Source organism: Marinobacterium nitratireducens (assembly GCF_014645375.1).
GTDB classification, from domain to species: Bacteria; Pseudomonadota; Gammaproteobacteria; order Pseudomonadales; family Balneatricaceae; genus Marinobacterium_A; species Marinobacterium_A nitratireducens.
On record NZ_BMLT01000004.1, the window covers coordinates 155433 to 172363 of the forward strand.

The window sequence follows — 16931 nt, forward strand, 5'->3', positions numbered from 1 at the left end:
CAGGCATGACCGAACTGAAAATCTACCACCGCATCGCCGATATCGGGCGCGACGACTGGGACCGCCTTTGCGGCACCGACTACCCCTTCCTGCGTCACGACTTCCTCGATGCGCTGGAGCGAAGCGGCAGCGTGGCGCCCGAAACCGGCTGGCAGCCGCTGCACCTGATCGGACGGGATGAGCACGGCGCCGGCGCGGCCATGCCGCTCTACCTGAAGTCGCACTCCTGGGGCGAGTACGTATTCGACTGGTCCTGGGCCGATGCCTATCGCCGACACGGGCTGGACTACTATCCCAAGCTGCTCACCGCCATTCCTTTCACGCCCGCCTGGGGGCCACGCATCGGCTGCAAGTATGACGACAGCGCGCGCTGGCTGCCGGCGATGCTGGAGGCCGTGCGCCAGCTGGCGCAGCGTTTCGACGCCTCGTCCTGGCACGGGCTTTTCGTCGACCCGGCGCTGCGCCGGGCGATGGCACAGACGGACATGACACTGCGCCTGGGCTGCCAGTATCACTGGTTCAACGAGAACTATCGCGACTTCGACGATTTTCTCTCACGTTTTGCCTCGCGCAAGCGCAAGAATATCCGCCGCGAACGTCAGAAGGTCATCGACCAGGGCATCCAGCTGCGCCGCATCGAGGGGCCCGAGATCCGCGAGGACCAGCTGGCCGCCTTTTACGACTTTTACCAGGCCACCTACCTCAAACGCGGCCGCCAGGGCTATCTCAACTCCGATTTCTTCCGCCTGCTGCGCGAGCGCATGCCCGAGCAGCTACTGCTGGTCCTGGCCGAGCGCGAAGGCGAGCCGGTTGCCGCCGCCCTGTCGCTGAAAAGCTCGACGACTCTGTACGGACGCTACTGGGGCTGCCTGGAAGAGTACGACATGCTGCACTTCGAAACCTGTTACTACCAGGGCATCGAGTACTGCATCGAGCAGCGACTCGAACGCTTCGATCCCGGCGCCCAGGGCGAGCACAAGATTCAGCGAGGATTCCGGCCGGTCGAAACCTGGTCCGGGCACTGGATTCGGCACCCGGATTTCGCCGCAGCCATCGGGCGCGCACTCAGGGAAGAGCATGACCTGATGCGCGAACAGATCAGCGAGCTGACCGGCTGGCTGCCGTTTCGTCGCGACTAACCAAGGGACCTTCGAACAAGCCCCTTTGGGTCTCTGCGGGGCTTGCAGCCAAAGCCTCATTGGGACTTATTCGCTGGCTCCCAAGGCGGCCACAACCGCAACATGAATGCCCCTGCTACCCGAAGGGACAAATCTGAAAAAAAATACCACGCGATAAGTTAGAAGAAGCCATCAGGCTCCACTAAACTCAGAAGCGTCCCACGAGGACCCGTACCCTGCCACCCAAATGCTATATATAGTTAGAACCCAAAGGAGTTATCACTATATGTTGACCTATGAAGAGTGCCTGGCAATGTGCGACCTGACAGAAGGTGAAATCGAAGCCATTGCCGAACATGAGCACATGGACCCCATGATCGCGCTCGCACTTGGTCAGTACCTGATCTCCCACGAGGGCGATCAGCGGATCAAAAGCATCATTCTCGACGACATCCGCCATGCAGAGCGCAGCCGCAACCTGCGACATGCCGAGGTTCTGCGCAAAGTCCTGCAACACTTTCTCGCCACCCATCCGGCTCGAGACGAGTTTGCGGCAGCCTGAAAGCCATCGACAGACGCCCAGAGCAGCCGGGCGCAACCCTGTTACCACCGGGTGGGGATACTCCCCTTCTCTCCCCGCCCTATTCGGGCGGGTGACGGCTTCGACGAACCCGTCACTCCGCCCGCGCTTTTTTACCGCGCCTGCCTGTCAGGCAAGGTTGTGGCCAATCACCCAAACCGCCCCGTAACCGACGCTGTACGCCAGAAACAGGCGCGGCAGGTAGCGCATGTAGCTGATGAAGCTCAGCGCATCGATCTTGCTCATGGCGATGACACCCGCGGCTGAGCCGATGATCAGCAGCGAGCCGCCGACACCGGTCGCATAGGTCAGGCACATCCAGTCGGCGGTCGACATTTCCACGCCCGATTTCAGGATGGCGGCGGTCAGCGGCACGTTGTCGACCAGCGCCGAGAGCATGCCGACCACGAAATTGGCAGCCGCCACCGGCATCATTTCGTACAGCCGCGGCAACTGGTCGAGCACCGACAGCTCCTTGAGCATGCCGACCAGCAACAGCACGCCGAGGAAAAACAGCAGCGTATCGAACTCGATCTCGCGCATGTATTCGAGCACGCTCTGACGCTTGGGCTTGTCGCGATTGAGGTATTGATAGGCCAGGAACATGACCGACAGTCCGAACAGGAAGGTCAGCACCGGCGGGATGGTGAAGAACACGCTCAGCAGCAGCGTCGCCAGGATGGTCGACACGAACAATAACGCGATCACCTTGTCACGCCCGGCGATCGGGCGGCGGAATTGTGGAACTTCCACCTCCGAATTCCCTCCGGTCATCAGAGTCGCGAGCAGCACCAGCACCCCGGCGAAAGCCGCCGGTATCAGCATGAACAGATCGCCGATCGAAACCTTACCGGCCAGGAAGATCATCAGAGTGGTGACGTCACCGGTGATCAGCGACACCCCTCCGGAGTTCACCGCAAACACCACCAGCGCGGAGTACTTGACCATCGAGCGCGGCTTGAGCTTGAGCGATGACAGCAACGACAGCATGATCAGCGACGCGGTGATGTTGTCCGCCAGCGACGAGAATACCAGCGCCAGTACCGCCATCATCAGCATCAGCTGGCGCTGGCCGAGCTTCGCCGGCAGAGCCCGGTAGACCAGCTGGGTGATCAGCCCCTGCTGGTTGAGATAGGCGACGAAGGTCATCGCCGCCATCAGGAACAGCCAGAGGGTGGCGATCTCAAGCAGGTTTTCGTTGAGCTGCCCCTGTATCAGGGTGGCGTCGGCGCCATGCTGCGGGAACATGAAAGCCAGCAGCCAGACCAGGGTTCCGAGGAACAGGGTCGTCTTGGCCTTGTTGATATGGACAACGTCCTCGATCACGATGAGGACGAACGCGAGCACTATCAGGCTGAGCAATATCCAGTGCATGGATGCTGCGCTCCTATGAAGGTCATTTCCACGCGGGAAAGAGATGGGCGATTCGCCTGCCCTGCAATACAGGCCGGCTCGCCACGGGCATGGGGGCGCAGGGAGGGACGGGGCCGCACCGGCAATTCGCGGCGCAGACCCCGAATCGCAGTGCGGCACACAGCACAACACTTTCGAATAGTTCAGGAGCCCGACAGGCTCATGGCCACTATCCGAAAACGCTGTCAATGGCAAATTCGGGCATGAAGTGAAGGACAGGCACCTCAAAGCGCGCTAAATATGCCTCTTTGCGACGCCGAGGTCGAGACCTTCCGGACAAAAAACCGAGTGAATGCGGATTCACTTCGAATGCTGGCTGTCGGGGGCGTCGAACTCCACCGTACCGCCCGCCGCATCCAGCAATCGAATACGCCCCGGCACACCCTCTTCGTCGAGTTCGACCAGCCCGATAGCGGACTGATTGACCAGCCGGTGCCAGCGACCCTGCCCTGTCGGACGTCGCGGCGTGACTCGCATCGCACGCCGGCGGGTGAACCAGTTGAGCGGTGAACGCGGTGCATAGAGCCAGCGATTGAGGCCGTCGAGCGCATCGAGCAGGCGGTGTGGGAACTCGTTCTTGATACCGCTGCAGGTAATCTGCCAGATCTGCGGACTGTTCTTGCGAAAGCGGATCAGCACATCGTAGACGAAGGAGTAATGCACGTCGCCCGACAGGATCACGAAGTGGCGTGGCGTTTTCGGGTGGCGGAAGATATTGAGAATGACATTGGCCGCCCCGGGGTGCGCCATCCAGTTCTCGGCATCGACCGCCAGCGCCTTGCCGAAGAAGGTGAAAACCTGCTGGATCGCCTCGATCAGCTTGACCCCGAAAATCGGCGCCGCCGATACCAGTACCACCGCCTCGCGCCCGAGCAGGCGCTGCTGCAGCTCGGTCAGCGCTTCCCAGTCCATCAGCCCCGAGGGCCTGCCGGGGCTTCGCTCCGACCACCAGCGCTGGGTGCGGGTATCGAGCACCACCAGCGGCGGCTCGGTCGGCAGCGCATACGACCAGCTCTCCCGCTCCAGCAGCCGATCGATCAGCTGATCCTGCCGCTCGCCCCCCGGCGCATCGCTCCAGGCCTCGAGCTGCGCCAGCAGGTCCGGCCCGAAACTGTCGGGATCATTGCCCCAGCCCTGGCACAGCCAGTAGCCCAGCACCGCATTGCCGATAATGCGGCGTGAGAACGGGTGCCCATACGCCGCCTGCTCCCAGCCCGCCGTCAGGTTCCAGTCGTCGGTAACGTCGTGGTCGTCGAAAATCATGCTGACCGGCACCTGCGCCATCAGACGCTGCACCGCCGGCAAACCCGCCGCAAAGGCCTCGATCGCCGCGCGCTCGCGTTCGAAAGTCGCGTTCTGCGCGCCGCCGGCAAGCTCAGAGTCGAGCCTGACCCGCTGCCACAGTTGCGGTGACCAGACCAGCAGGTACTGGGCCAGCACCTCCGCCAGAGAGATCAGATGGTTGCCGATCGCGTGACCGGTGAAAATCGGCCGCTGCATACCAACGCGAAAAAGGTCGCCCAAACCCCGTTGCGGGCGGGTCTTGGGCAGCAGCCGTTCGCGCCGATAATAGCCGTCGGGATGGGAATAGAGTTCGGCGCTGGTGCCGACCGGCGCCGCGTCGAAGCCTTCGTCGAACAGCCCGAGCAGCTCGATCACCTGATGAATCGCCTGCAGCATGGGCCCTGCGACATCGTCGACGTAGATCTGGTCTCCCGACAGCATCAGCAGCGCCGGACGCTCCTGCGTATCGCAAAGATGCTCCCCGAGCCAGCCATCGGCCCGCACCAGCGCATCCGGGCCCGAAAAGTGGGGCTTGCGGCAGGAACCGTGCAGCAGCCTGTCGAGACGGGACTTGAGCATCAACGACGGCCGCTCGCGCCCCGGATAGCAGAGCCCGGGAATCTGCCGGGTGACGGGCTCGCCGTCGAGATCCAGCTCGTACTCGAGTTCCCGGTCGGGCGGCAGCGGGCGGGGCGGGCGCAGATCCAGCAGATGGATCCAGGCCCGCTCGCCGATACGCACACGCTGCAGCGATTCGCCCGGAACCGGCACCGCCTGCCACAGACAGTCACCGCTTTGGCGATCGAACAGGCTCAGTTTCGGCGTCAGCCTGGCGGTTCCCACCAGCCAGAACACCAGACGCTCCGACTCCAGGCGACGCAGCAGCGGACCGGCAACAACCTTTGGCAATTCCTCCGGGGGCAATCGACTTTCTCCATTGTCAGATTGAACGTTCAGCTTATCCTAAAGACGGCAGTCTTTGCAGAAGCTGAATGCAACTACCCTGCCAGAGCGGTCGAATCCGCCGCAAGGTGTCACCAGACCCGCCAAAGGGCACCAAAGGACAGTGGCACGCTCATCCCGCCAGCCACTAAGCTCTGATCGTGCAATGCAGACAAACCGGACAGGAACATGGACAGCTTGAAACCCGGCACCCGGGCGGGCCTGACCGCCCTCGCCCTGCTCGCCTTTGCCGCCAATTCGATCTTTTGCCGCCTCGGCCTGCACGCCGGCGCCATAGACGCCGCCAGCTTCACCGCCATCCGGCTGCTGAGCGGCGCACTGATGCTGCTGTTGCTGCTGTCGCTGCGCCAGCGCAGGCGCAGCGCCCGCCTGTCGCTTGCCTGGCACCCCGTTGCGGCCTTTTGCCTGTTCGCCTATGCAATCCTGTTCTCTCTCGCCTATCTGCAACTGGCGACCGGGACCGGCGCACTGATCCTGTTCGGCGCGGTTCAGTTGACGATGATCGGCTGGGGAATGCTCCGCGGCAGCCGACCCTCGCGGCCGGAGTGGCTCGGCATCGCGCTGGCCGCAGCGGGGCTGCTTTACCTGCTGCTGCCCGGCGCCACCGCTCCGCCGCTGCTGCCGGCCGGCGCCATGGCGCTGGCCGGGGTCGCCTGGGGCGCCTACACCCTGCTCGGTCGCGGCACCCGGGATGCCCTGGCCGGCACCACCGCCAACTTCGTGCTGGCCCTGCCGCCGGGGCTGCTGGCACTGTGGCTGATGGTCGACGACGCGCACCTCGCGCCCGCCGGCGTCGCCTATGCCGTGGCATCCGGCGCTTTCGCCTCCGGCTGCGGCTACGCCATCTGGTATCGGGTGTTGCCTGCGCTCGCGCCCACCGCCGCCGCGACCCTGCAACTGTCGGTCCCGGTGCTGGCGGCGCTGGGCGGCGTGGCGCTGCTGGCCGAACCGCTGCACCTGAGACTGGTGCTGGCCGGCACCCTGGTCCTCGGCGGCATCGCGCTGGTGATACGCGCCGGCGCCCGCCGCGCGGCGTAGAAACGGTTGCGGGTTACGGGTTACGGGTTACGGGTTACGGGTTACGGGTGACAGGTTAAGCGTCACCGCCCGGGCGATCCGCCCGCCGCCTGTAGGAGCTCGCTCTGCGAGCGAAACTGTTGCAGCCGGCTCAGGTATTGGTTCGCCCGCGGAGGTTCCGCCCGCCCTAGCCAGAAAGCTGACCAGGATCCCGCTCGCCGCCTGTAGGAGCCCGGCCCCCGGGCGAGCCTGCACGACAGCATGCCATCTCTTCGCGGCGGGGCGCCGCTCCTACGTGCGGTGCCATCGCATCCACCTGTAGGAGCTCGCTCTGCGAGCGAAACTGTTGCAGCCGGCTCAGGTATTGGTTCGCCCGCGGAGGTTCCGCCCGCCCTAGCCAGAAAGCTGACCAGGATCCCGCCCGCCGTCTGCAGGAGCCCGCCCCCCGGGCGAGCCTGCACGACAGCATGCCATCTCTTCGCGGCGGGGCGCCGCTCCTACGTGCGGTGCCATCGCATCCGCCTGTAGGAGCTCGCTCTGCGAGCGAAACTGTTGCAGCCGGCTCAGGTATTGGTTCGCCCGCGGAGCGGGCTCCTACAACGTACCCGTCGCGGCCGGCTTAGGCATCTATTCGCCCGCGGAGCGGGCTCCTACAACGACCCCGTCGCGGCCGGCTTAGGCATTGGTTCGCCCGCCGAGCGGGGTCCTGCGTTCATAACGCGTCACCCGTCAGCCAGTCACGCATCAGGCCAAAAAACAAACAGGGCCACCCGAAGGTGGCCCTGTTCGCGATCGGAGGTCCGCAGTAGGACCGATGCTCAGTGCAGCGCGTCGTACTTTCTCTGAATCGCCGCCAGTTTGGGTTGAATATCCAACGGTGCATACCGCATTGCCTGCTCGAACAACTCCTTGTTGTCGTCGGACAGGCGCTCTTCCTCGGTCATGGCCGAGAGCTTGCGCATCGCCTCGATAAACTTCGGATGGGCTTTGACTTTCGATTGCATGTGTTTCCCCCCGTACTGGATGGCTTGCATTGTGCAGCTGGTGCACAAAAGATCAAGAAGTAATGACCCTCCTCCTGTGCGTTGCTTCGAAATCCGCTGTCCGCGCCTTAGAGAAAGCGCGGCGACTCCAGTATCGTCAGCGCCGCCTGCGCGTGCTCCGCCGCCTCGCGACCGAGGTCGGTCAGGTAACCGCCGTCGACCTGCGTGATCAACCCCTTGTCGAACAGCCTTCGGGTTGCCGCCACGACCGCGGGATCGGCATCGTGGTGCACCTTAAGCCCCTGCTGCGTCGTCATCAGATTGAAACGGTTCAGCATGCTCAGTTCGTCGATCATCTCGGGGGTATAGGGCATGGCGCAGCTCACTCCTGGCTCGATATGTGCTTCAGAATAGAACGGATTCGGGGGCGTCGTACAGCAGTTTTGACATCATTTTACCCTCATCCGCACCGCAATCGCGCAGGGTACGGATTAACGCCGTCGAGCCGCAAGGCTATACTGTGCATCCCAAGCAATCGACAGCAGTCAGGGAGAGAGACCATTCGTCGCCTGCCCCCCCTCAACGCCTTGCGCAGCTTCGAAGCGGCCGCCCGACACGGCAGCTTCAACAAGGCTGCCGACGAACTCTTCGTGACCCCGTCGGCGGTCAGTCACCAGGTCAAGACACTGGAAGACTTTCTCGACGTGCGCCTCTTCCTGCGGGAAAAGCGCCGCGTCAGCCTGACCACCGCCGGCGAGCGTTACCTGGCCTCCATCCAGCTGGCGCTCGACGAGATCGACAGCGCCACACGCCGGCTGATGGCCTCGCCCAGTTCGGTCGCGGTGACCATCAGCGTGGCGCCGGCGTTCATGACGCGCTGGCTGGTACCGCGTATCGGCCAGTTTCAGGCCGAGCATCCGGATGTCGAGCTGCGACTGAGCACGCTGTCGGGCGAAATCGACTTCGATCACAGCGACACCGACATGGCGGTCTATTTCGGTCGCGGACACTGGCGCAACCTGGAGATGGATCACCTGCTGAACATCCGTCTGGTGCCGGTGTGCAGCCCCCGGCTACTGGAAGGCGACAAGCCGCTGAACAGCCCGGCGGACCTCAAGCACCACACCCTGATCCGCGTCGCCGACCGCCCCGACGAGTGGCCCCGCATTCTGCGTCAGGCAGGCGTCAGCGTCTCCGACATTGGCCGGGTCATGTCCTTTTCCAGTACCTCGCTGGCCATGTCGGCGGCAATGGAAGGCGTCGGCATCGCGCTCGGCGACGAGAAACTGGTGGAGCGGGAAGTTCGTTACGGCCAGCTGGTGCAGCTGTTCGATATGGTGCTGGACAGCGGCAATGCCTTCTACCTGGTCTATCCCAAGGGGCGCCAGCTGAGCTACGGCATGAAGGCATTTCGCGATTGGGTGCTGGACGCGCTGCAGCACGATGCCCCGGTGTCGGGCATCAGCGTCTGAGAGGCCGGCTCAGCCGGGGCCTGCGCCGTCGAGCGCGGCCAGCCGGCTGACCTCTCTCTCGTTGCGGGACTCCAGCAGCAGCTGCTGTGCGTCGCGCTCCAGACTCAGCGCCCCTTTCAAGACGCGCAGCAATGACTGCTCGTGGGCCATAATGGCGGGAAAGCAGATCTTTTGCGTGGTCACCAGCTCTTCTACGCTGAACTGCCGACCGTCAAGGCGGTAGCGGCCACTGTAGCGGTTACACCCGGCCATGCCCGAGATGTGGCCGTCGTCGCCGAACACCAGGGTCGATTCGATGGTCTCGGGCAGCGGCTTGCCGGCAATGGTTTCGATACGCCAGCGCGAGCCCTCAAGATGTAACGGATCGTTCGAGGCACCGCCCCCGGTCGAAGGCGGCACCACAGCGTAGCAACCGCCCAGCCACAGGCACGTGGCCAGCATTGACATCCTTTTCATGCGTTTACAATCCCTGTTTATGGACGCTGTCAGTCAGCGTAGCAGGCGTACCCCGGATCTGGCCAGCTGAAGCTCTCTCCCTGCTCCAGCCCCGGCACCGGGTTCATATGCAAAAACGGCGACCCGAGGGTCGCCGTTTTCATACCGATCAGATGTCGATGACGTCGAACTCGACCAGCGGATCGACGTCTGCGTCGTAGTCGACCCCGTCGACACCGAAGCCGAACAGCTTGAGGAATTCGGCCTTGTAGCCGGCGTAGTCGGTCAGCTCGAACAGATTCTCGCTGGTGACCTGCGGCCAGAGTTCGCGACACTGGGTCTGGATATCGTCGCGCAGTTCCCAGTCATCGAGACGGAAACGGTTGCCGTTGTCGATTTCGGCGCCACTGCCGTAAAGGCCGGTGGCAAACAGGCGGTGCACCTGCTCCATGCAACCTTCATGCAGCCCATGCTCCTTCATGATCCGGAATACCATGGACAGGTAAAGCGGCATCACCGGAATGGCCGAGCTGGCCTGGGTAACGACGGACTTGAGCACCGCAACGTTGGCCTGACCGCCCTTGCTCTGCAGGCGGCTGTTGAGTTCACCCGCGGTACGGTCGAGGTCCTGCTTCGCCTTGCCCAGGGCGCCTTCCCAGTATATCGGCCAGGTGATATCGGTACCGATGTAGCTGTAGGCCACCGACTTGCAGCCTTCCGCCAACACACCGGCATCGTCCAGCGCGTTCAGCCACAGTTCCCAGTCCTCGCCGCCCATGACCTTGACGGTGTCGGCCACTTCCTGCTCGGTCGCGGGTTCCACCTCGGCTTCGATGATGACATCGCGGTTGGTATCGATGGCGGTGGAGCGGTAGGGTTCGCCGATCGGCTTGAGCGCCGAGCGCACCACTTCGCCGGTATCCGGCATCTTGCGGACCGGAGAGGCCAGCGAGTAGACGACCAGATCGATCTGGCCGAGGTCTTCCCGGATCAGGTCGATGACCTTCTGCTTGGCCTCGTGGGAAAAGGCGTCACCGTTCAGGCTCTTGGCGTAAAGCCCGGCTTCGCGCGCTTCGCGCTGGAAGGCCGCGGCATTGTACCAGCCGGCCGTTCCGGGCTTGCGCTCGGTGGCGGGCTTTTCGAAGAACACGCCGATGGTGGCCGCGCCGCAACCGAAGGCGGCGGCGATCCGCGAAGACAGTCCGTAACCGCTGGAGGCCCCGATCACCAGCACGCGCTTGGGCCCGTTCTCGATCGCCCCCTGCTGGCGGGTGTATTCGATCTGCTCACGCACGTTCCGGGCGCAGCCGGTCGGATGAGTGGTCGTGCAGATGAAGCCGCGGATTTTCGGTTGAATGATCATGCGTTATTCAGTCTCGGTCCATTCAGTTCGATGCACAAAGTGTGCGGCAACGATACCGGAATTTCCAGCCTGATAACAGCATGCCGCGGGGCGGCCGGCGCCCCGCCCCGTCACCCGGACACTCAGCGGGTTTTCTGACGCATGGTGACGAACTCCTCGGCCGCGCTCGGATGAATGCCGATGGTGGCGTCGAAGACTGCCTTGGTCGCGCCGGCCTTGAGCGCCACCGCAATGCCCTGGATGATCTCGCCGGCCTCGGCGCCGACCATGTGCACCCCGAGCACGCGATCCGTGACCGGGTCGACGATCATCTTCATCAGCGTGCGTTCGTCACTGCCGCTGAGGGTATGCTTGAGCGCCCTGAAATTGGAGACGTAGACATCGACCTCGCCATGGCGCTCCCGGGCCTGCTCCTCGGTCAGTCCGACGGTACCGATATTGGGCTGACAGAACACCGCGGTGGGAATCAGTTCGTAGTCCACCTTCGCCGAGCCCTCGCCGTAGAGACTGCGCACCAGCGCCATGCCCTCCGCCAGCGCCACCGGCGTCAGCTGAACCCGGTCGATGACGTCGCCGATGGCGTAGACCGAGGGCTCGTCCGTCTGCAGCTGATCGTTGACGATCAGCGCGCCGTTGTCGCGCTGACGCACCGCGAGATTCTCGAGCCCCAGGCCCTCGACATTCGGTACCCGCCCGGTGGCGTAGAGCACGCAGTCGGCCTCCAGCACCCCGCCGTCCTCGAGGTGCACCGCCAGGCTGCCGTCGCCACGCTTTTCGATGCGCTCGACGTCGCTGTTGAAACGCAGGTCGACCTCCTTCTTGCGCATTTCCTCGGCGACGAACTCGCGCACCTCCCGGTCGAAGCCACGCAGGAACAGATCCCGCCGGTAGAGCTGGTGGGTGGTGGCGCCGAGGCCTGCGAAAATACCGGCGAACTCGACCGCGATATAACCACCGCCAACCACCACGACCCGCTGCGGGAAGGTTTCGAGATCGAAAACCTCGTTGGAGGTGATGACGTGCTCGCGACCCGGGAAGTCCGGCACGAAAGGCCAGCCGCCGGTGGCGACAAGAATGCGTTCGCTGCGGTAGCGCTTGCCGGCGACCTCGACGGTGTGAGCATCGACAATCCGCGCCCGGCCGTCGATCAGGGTACAGCCCGCGTTCACCAGCAGATTGCGATAAATACCGTTGAGGCGCGAAATCTCGGTGGTCTTGTTGTCGCGCAGCGTCGCCCAGTCGAACTCAGGACGCCCGCTCTGCCAGCCAAAGCCCCGCGCATCGTTGAAATCGTCAGCGTAATGGGAGGCGTAGACGTACAGTTTCTTCGGCACACAGCCGACGTTGACGCAGGTACCGCCGAGATAACGGTCTTCGGCTACCGCCACCCGCACCCCCATTGCCGCAGCCATCCGGCCGGCGCGCACGCCGCCGGAGCCGGCGCCGATCACAAAAAGATCAAAATCAAACTCAGCCACCACGACCTCCCGTCGAATTCGTCAGCCAAAGATATGCCGCCGTACTCTAAAGCCTTAACGCCTGCTTGACCAATAGCGCGCGGCTAACGAACACATTGCAACGGGCTATCGTAACAGGGCCGCCCCGGCTGAATCCGGCCGGGGCTGGGGCGCGGGCACGGTCGCCGCCCCGGCGCCATCGAGCACGATGCAGCGGTGTGCGGTACGCGCGATCAGCTCAGGGTCGTGGCTTACGATCATTACCGCGCAACCCTCGCCCGCCAGCTCCCGCAGCAGCCCGATCACCTCCTGCTGGGTAAGGGGGTCCAGGCGCGACGTCGGCTCGTCGGCGAACAGGAATACCGGATCCAGCAGCATCGCCCGGAGCAGCGCCAACCGCTGCAGCTCGCCACCGGAAACCTCCCCGGGCCTGCGCGCGAGCAGTTCAGGGCGCAACCGCAGACGCTGCATCAGCGGCTCTACCCTCGACCCGTCGAGGCGCTGGCGCCGCACCAGGTCGGCGATCGCCTGCCCCAGCGCCAGGGTACGCGCAAAGGCGCTGGGCGGATCCTGGAACACCTTCTGGTAGGCCTGCGGACGCGCCACCGAGCGCACCACCGTACCGGCATGCGGTGGATGCAACCCGAGGAGCGCATCGCCCAGTGACGACTTGCCGCAGCCGCTCGGCCCGCTGATGCCGAGTATCTCGCCGGCGCCCAGGCGCAGCGACAACCCCTCGACGAGCACCCGTCCGCCCCGCGAAACCCCGAGATCCCGCGCCTGCAGTACCGTGGGGCCCCCCGCAGGTACCGGCGGCGTCCGCTGCCAGCAGCGTGGATCGGCCGCCAGCAGCCGGCGGGTATAAGCGTTCCGCGGCGCCTCGAATATGGCACGGCTATCACCGCGCTCGACCAGCGCACCGCGCCGGACCACGAGCACCTCGCCGCCGAGCAGACGCGCCAGCGCCAGATCGTGGGTCACCACCATCAGCGATCCGCCAGCCGCGACCTCGCGCATCAGCAAGGCCGCCACCTCGTCCCGCCGCGCCGCATCCAGCCCCTTGGTCGGCTCGTCGGCGATCAGTATTCGGGCGCCGCCGGCCCTTGCCGCGGCGAAGGCGACCCGCTGCGCCATGCCACCGGACAGCTGGTGCGGGTAGCGCCGCAGCGCTCCGGCCAGCCCCAGGGCTTCGAGTTCTTCGCCCGCGACGGAGATAGCGGCCCGGGGCGCCAGTCCCCGCACCAACCGGTGCGATTCCGCCACCTGCTGCTGCGCCCGCATCAGCGGGTCGAGCGACAGCCAGGGCTCCTGCGGCAGTACGGCGACCTCGCGCCCCCAAAGCCTGCGATAATCCGCCGGCTGCGCGGCATCAAGATGGCTGCCGCCGAGACAGACGCGTCCGGAAGCCGCAAGGCCGGCAGGCAGGGTGCCGATCAGCGCCTGACTGAGCAGGCTCTTGCCCGAACCGGTCTCGCCAAGCACCACCAGCGGCCGGCCCGGTTCGAGCTGCAGGCTGACCGGCTCGAGCAGCCGCTCTCCCCGCTGGTCGTAAACGCCTATATCGGTCGCGATGAGCGTAGCGGTCATATCGTGCGGCCTCCGGCCATGAGGTTGAGCCCCAGCAGGACCAGAAAGATCGCGAACACCGGCTGCAGCAACGCCAGCGGTGCCTCGCGCCAGTATGGCATGAGCTCGACCATCATCAGGCCCAACTCCGGCGTCGGAGCCTGCATGCCGACGCTGACGAAACCCAGCGACGCGACCGTCATGATCGCGGTGGCGGCACCGAAGGCGGCCGTCGTCAGCAGCAGCGGCGCGACTTCCGGCCAGAGATGACGACGAAACACATAGATAGAGCCGAAGCCGAGCAGCCGCGACGCCTGCACGCCGGGGCTCGTCAGCAGGCCCCGGCAGGTGGCGCGCGTCAGCCGGAAGAACTCGATCCAGAGCACCAGCGCGAGGCCTGCGGCGAACGCCAGGGCTTTGTCCGGTACCACCGCGGCAAGGATCAACACCAGCAACAGCCCCGGCAGCGCCAGCAGGCTGTCCGACAGCAGCACCAGAACGCGGTCGAGCCGGCCGCCGCGAGCGGCCGCCAGCAGGCCGAGTGTCACCCCGAAGATCGCCGCAGCCGCGACCGCGAAAAAGGCGATCAGCAATGACAGGCGCAGCGCCGCACCGAGCCGCTGTATCATCGAACGCCCGAGGTGGTCGTAACCAAAGGGTGCCGCCGCGTCCGGCGGGCCGAGCGCCTTGAGCAGCGCCTGTCCGAAGGGATCTCCCGGCGCCAGCCAGGGCGCCAGCCAGGCGAACAGCACCACCGTCAGCACCAGCACCGCTCCGAAGCGCCGCGACCGACGCCGTCCCCGCTCCGATAATAAACCCTCAGTCACTAACTTCATCCCGCTGCTCCGCGCGGATCGAGCCGGCGCACGGCGGCGTCGATCAGGGCGTTCACCAATACGAATGCCAGCCCCATGACCAGCGCGGTGCCCTGCACCATCGGCACGTCCCGGCCGAAGATGGCATGCACCAGCCCGTGACCGATTCCGGGCCAGCCGAACACGCTTTCGACCACCACGACACCTTCGACCAGGGTCACGAACTGAAGCCCGAGGCAGGTCAGCAACGGCACCGAGACATTGCGAAGACCGTGACGCCAGAACACCTGGGAGTCGCCGAGCCCCTTCTGGCGCGCGAATGCGTAGTACGGCGAGGCGGCGACGGCGGCTGTCGCATCCCGCGCGATCCGAGCCGACAATGCCGCGAGGCCGAGAGCGAGGGTCAGCGCCGGCAGCACGAAATGCGCGCCCGTACCGTAGCCCGCGGCGGGCAGCCAGCCCAGCTCCACCGAGACCAGCAGAATCAGCACCAGACCGAGCAGAAACTGCGGCAGCGCCCGCAGCCCCGTCGACAGCAGCAGCAAGCCGCGATCGAGCGAGCCGCCGGGCCTCAGGCCCGCCGTGATACCGAGCGGCGGCCCCAGCAGCAGCGACAGCAACAGCGCCACTGCTGCCAGCTGCAGGCTCGCGCCGAGCTGATGGCTGATCTCGTCCACAACCGGCGCGCCGCTGACGAGGGAGGTGCCGAACTCGAGCCGCACCATATCCCCGAGCCATTGCAGCAACGCCGGCAATGCCGGCCCCCCGAGGGCGAGTTCTTCGCGCACCAGCCGCACGGCATCGGCGTCGACCAGGTCGTAACCGTAGCGATGCGCCGCGATCCGCCAGGCCATGTCCCCGGGCAGCGAGCGCATCATCACGAAGGTCGTCACCCCAACAAAGAGCGCGACCAGCAGTGCCTGCAGCAGGCGGAATACGGCTGCCGTCATCTTTCGTCCTTCCAGCGGAGGGAATCGAGGCCGAAATCCCGCTCGAACGGGTCGAGCCGGGCGCCGCTCAGCCGATTCGAGACCGCGGCGGTCTGCCGATACCAGGCCACCGGAATGACCGGCAGCTCCCGCTGCAGGATCCTCAGCGACTCGAGCCGCGCCTCGGCACCACCGTCACCGCGAGCCAGCCCACGGATCAGGGATTCGAATCGGTCGTGACGCCAGCCCATGGCGCCCCAGTCGCCGGTCGGTGCGTAGTCCTGCAGCAAAGTGCCGACCGGGTCCGGAACCAGCGCGAAGTTGCGGGCGAACAGCGCCAACTCCAGGGTACCGTTCTGATGCCCCTCCGGTATCGCGGACGAGTTGGTCGAGTGGATCTTCACCTCGACGCCGACCTGACGCCACAGCTGCTCGAGAACCGCCGCCACCAGCGGCAGCTCGGGCCGGTCCGGGTAGGTGGTGAGCTCGAGCGAGAAACGTTCCCCATCGCGGGTCAGGATGCCGTCCTCGCCCGCTTTCCAGCCCAGCTCCTCGAGCAGCGCCCTGGCCGCCTTCGGGTCGTGGGCAGGCGCGGCGGCATCGGCATCGTGCCAGAGCGGCACGCTCGGCGGCAGCAGCTGATTCGCCGTGGCTTCGTAGCGCAGCACCGCAGCCGACAGACCGTCGCGGTCAATGGCCAGGCTCAGAGCCTGCCGGGCCCGGCTGTCGGCCAGATAGGGATGGGCGGCGTTCAGCTTGACGATCAGCGAACGCGGTATCGGCGCCGACAGCACCTCGACGGCGGTGCCGGCGGCGAGTCGCGCACTGCTGGCCGGATCGAGATTGAAGACAAGATCCGCATCACCGCTCTCGGCCAGCAGCGCCCGGCTCTCGGCGCGCCCCACCGCCCGGTAGCTGGCACGGCCGATACGGGCCGGCGCGCCCCAGTAGCCGTCGAAGCGCTCGACTTCGAGGCTCAACGGCGGTGTCAGCGACGTCAGACGATAGGGGCCGGTGCCGATCAGCTCCCGCACCCGGCCGTCATCGTCGTAGGACGCCGGTGCCAGTATCTGCGCGCGATACTCCGACAGGAACGCCGGCAGTACCGCCAGCGGCTCGAAAAGACGCACCACCACCGCACCGCCGGCAGCTTCGATCGACCGGATCGGCGCCTTTTCGAGCAAGCCGGGCTTGGTTCGTGCCACACGCAGTGCCCTCACCGCGGCTTCGGCGGTCAGAGCGCTGCCGTCGTGAAAGCGTACATCCGGACGGATCGGGAAGGTCCAGACCAGGCCGTCCGCCGAGACCGTCCAGTTCAAAGCCAGCCCCGGCCGCAAACGGCCGTCGAGGCCGGCGTCGATCAGGGTTTCCGCGACTCCCATGCGCTGAAACACCGTACCGGACAATACCGGATCCGGTCCCTTGATCTCGAAAGGCGCCACCACTGCAAGCCTGCGTTCAGAGGCCTGTGCAGCGCCGGCCAACACCAGACAGGCAGCGAGCGCTGCAACTAACTTTTTCATCAACTGTGTCCCG

At 65.3% G+C, this 16931-nt stretch carries 15 protein-coding genes; 4 read left to right on the top strand and 11 right to left on the bottom strand.

From position 1 onward, the window contains the following. The first annotated feature begins 5 nt into the window (after positions 1-5). Positions 6-1139 carry a GNAT family N-acetyltransferase gene (locus IEX85_RS09005; RefSeq protein WP_188860256.1) on the top strand — a complete coding sequence of 378 codons (1134 nt, stop codon included), beginning with the start codon at positions 6-8 and terminating at the stop codon, positions 1137-1139. 265 nt (positions 1140-1404) lie between these two features. After that, entirely contained in the window at positions 1405-1680 is a 276-nt protein-coding gene (locus IEX85_RS09010; RefSeq protein WP_188860257.1) for a hypothetical protein, read from the top strand. A gap of 147 nt (positions 1681-1827) precedes the next feature. Here the strand turns inward: IEX85_RS09010 and nhaD are convergent, their stop codons facing one another. Both nhaD and IEX85_RS09020 read right to left on the bottom strand, forming a co-directional pair. Then, positions 1828-3072 carry a sodium:proton antiporter NhaD gene (gene nhaD, locus IEX85_RS09015; RefSeq protein ID WP_188860258.1) on the bottom strand — a complete coding sequence of 415 codons (1245 nt, stop codon included), beginning with the start codon at positions 3070-3072 and terminating at the stop codon, positions 1828-1830. A 339-nt stretch (positions 3073-3411) separates the two neighbouring features. Next, positions 3412-5319 (bottom strand): alkaline phosphatase D family protein, encoded by a 1908-nt coding sequence (locus tag IEX85_RS09020; protein WP_188860259.1) that lies wholly within the window; start codon positions 5317-5319, stop codon positions 3412-3414. A 207-nt stretch (positions 5320-5526) separates the two neighbouring features. Between IEX85_RS09020 and IEX85_RS09025 the strand changes: the two genes are divergently transcribed. Beyond that, a complete protein-coding gene (locus tag IEX85_RS09025; RefSeq protein WP_188860260.1) occupies positions 5527-6396 on the top strand; it encodes an EamA family transporter in 870 nt (289 codons plus the stop codon). Positions 6397-7193: 797 nt separating this feature from the next. Here the strand turns inward: IEX85_RS09025 and IEX85_RS09030 are convergent. Both IEX85_RS09030 and IEX85_RS09035 read right to left on the bottom strand, forming a co-directional pair. Beyond that, the gene (locus tag IEX85_RS09030) at positions 7194-7379 is read right to left on the bottom strand and encodes a hypothetical protein (RefSeq protein WP_188860261.1); all 186 of its coding nucleotides are present in this window, start codon (positions 7377-7379) and stop codon (positions 7194-7196) included. Between the two features lie 107 nt (positions 7380-7486). After that, positions 7487-7732, bottom strand: a complete 246-nt coding sequence (locus IEX85_RS09035; RefSeq protein WP_188860262.1) for a TIGR02647 family protein — start codon at positions 7730-7732, stop codon at positions 7487-7489. A 195-nt stretch (positions 7733-7927) separates the two neighbouring features. On the opposite strand from IEX85_RS09035, the gene gcvA reads away from it, so the two are divergent. Further along, positions 7928-8830 carry a transcriptional regulator GcvA gene (gene gcvA / locus IEX85_RS09040; RefSeq protein ID WP_268238071.1) on the top strand — a complete coding sequence of 301 codons (903 nt, stop codon included), beginning with the start codon at positions 7928-7930 and terminating at the stop codon, positions 8828-8830. 9 nt (positions 8831-8839) lie between these two features. On the opposite strand, the gene IEX85_RS09045 is transcribed toward gcvA, so the two are convergent. The 7 genes from IEX85_RS09045 to IEX85_RS09075 form a co-directional block, all read right to left on the bottom strand. Then, positions 8840-9286 (bottom strand): META domain-containing protein, encoded by a 447-nt coding sequence (locus IEX85_RS09045; protein WP_188860264.1) that lies wholly within the window; start codon positions 9284-9286, stop codon positions 8840-8842. Between the two features lie 148 nt (positions 9287-9434). After that, entirely contained in the window at positions 9435-10628 is a 1194-nt protein-coding gene (gene fabV / locus IEX85_RS09050) for an enoyl-ACP reductase FabV (protein ID WP_188860265.1), read from the bottom strand. A gap of 122 nt (positions 10629-10750) precedes the next feature. After that, complete coding sequence (gorA, locus tag IEX85_RS09055; protein WP_188860266.1) at positions 10751-12106, bottom strand: glutathione-disulfide reductase; 1356 nt, start codon at positions 12104-12106, stop codon at positions 10751-10753. A 105-nt stretch (positions 12107-12211) separates the two neighbouring features. Further along, entirely contained in the window at positions 12212-13672 is a 1461-nt protein-coding gene (locus IEX85_RS09060) for an ABC transporter ATP-binding protein (RefSeq protein WP_188860267.1), read from the bottom strand. After that, a complete protein-coding gene (locus IEX85_RS09065; protein ID WP_188860268.1) occupies positions 13669-14487 on the bottom strand; it encodes an ABC transporter permease in 819 nt (272 codons plus the stop codon). The genes IEX85_RS09060 and IEX85_RS09065 overlap by 4 nt, the downstream gene beginning before the upstream one ends. Further along, positions 14484-15416: an ABC transporter permease gene (locus IEX85_RS09070; RefSeq protein WP_188860269.1), complete on the bottom strand. Its 933-nt coding sequence runs from the start codon at positions 15414-15416 to the stop codon at positions 14484-14486. The genes IEX85_RS09065 and IEX85_RS09070 overlap by 4 nt, the downstream gene beginning before the upstream one ends. Next, entirely contained in the window at positions 15413-16918 is a 1506-nt protein-coding gene (locus IEX85_RS09075) for an ABC transporter substrate-binding protein (protein ID WP_188860270.1), read from the bottom strand. Before IEX85_RS09075 ends, IEX85_RS09070 begins: the two co-directional genes overlap by 4 nt. Positions 16919-16931 lie beyond the last annotated feature (13 nt).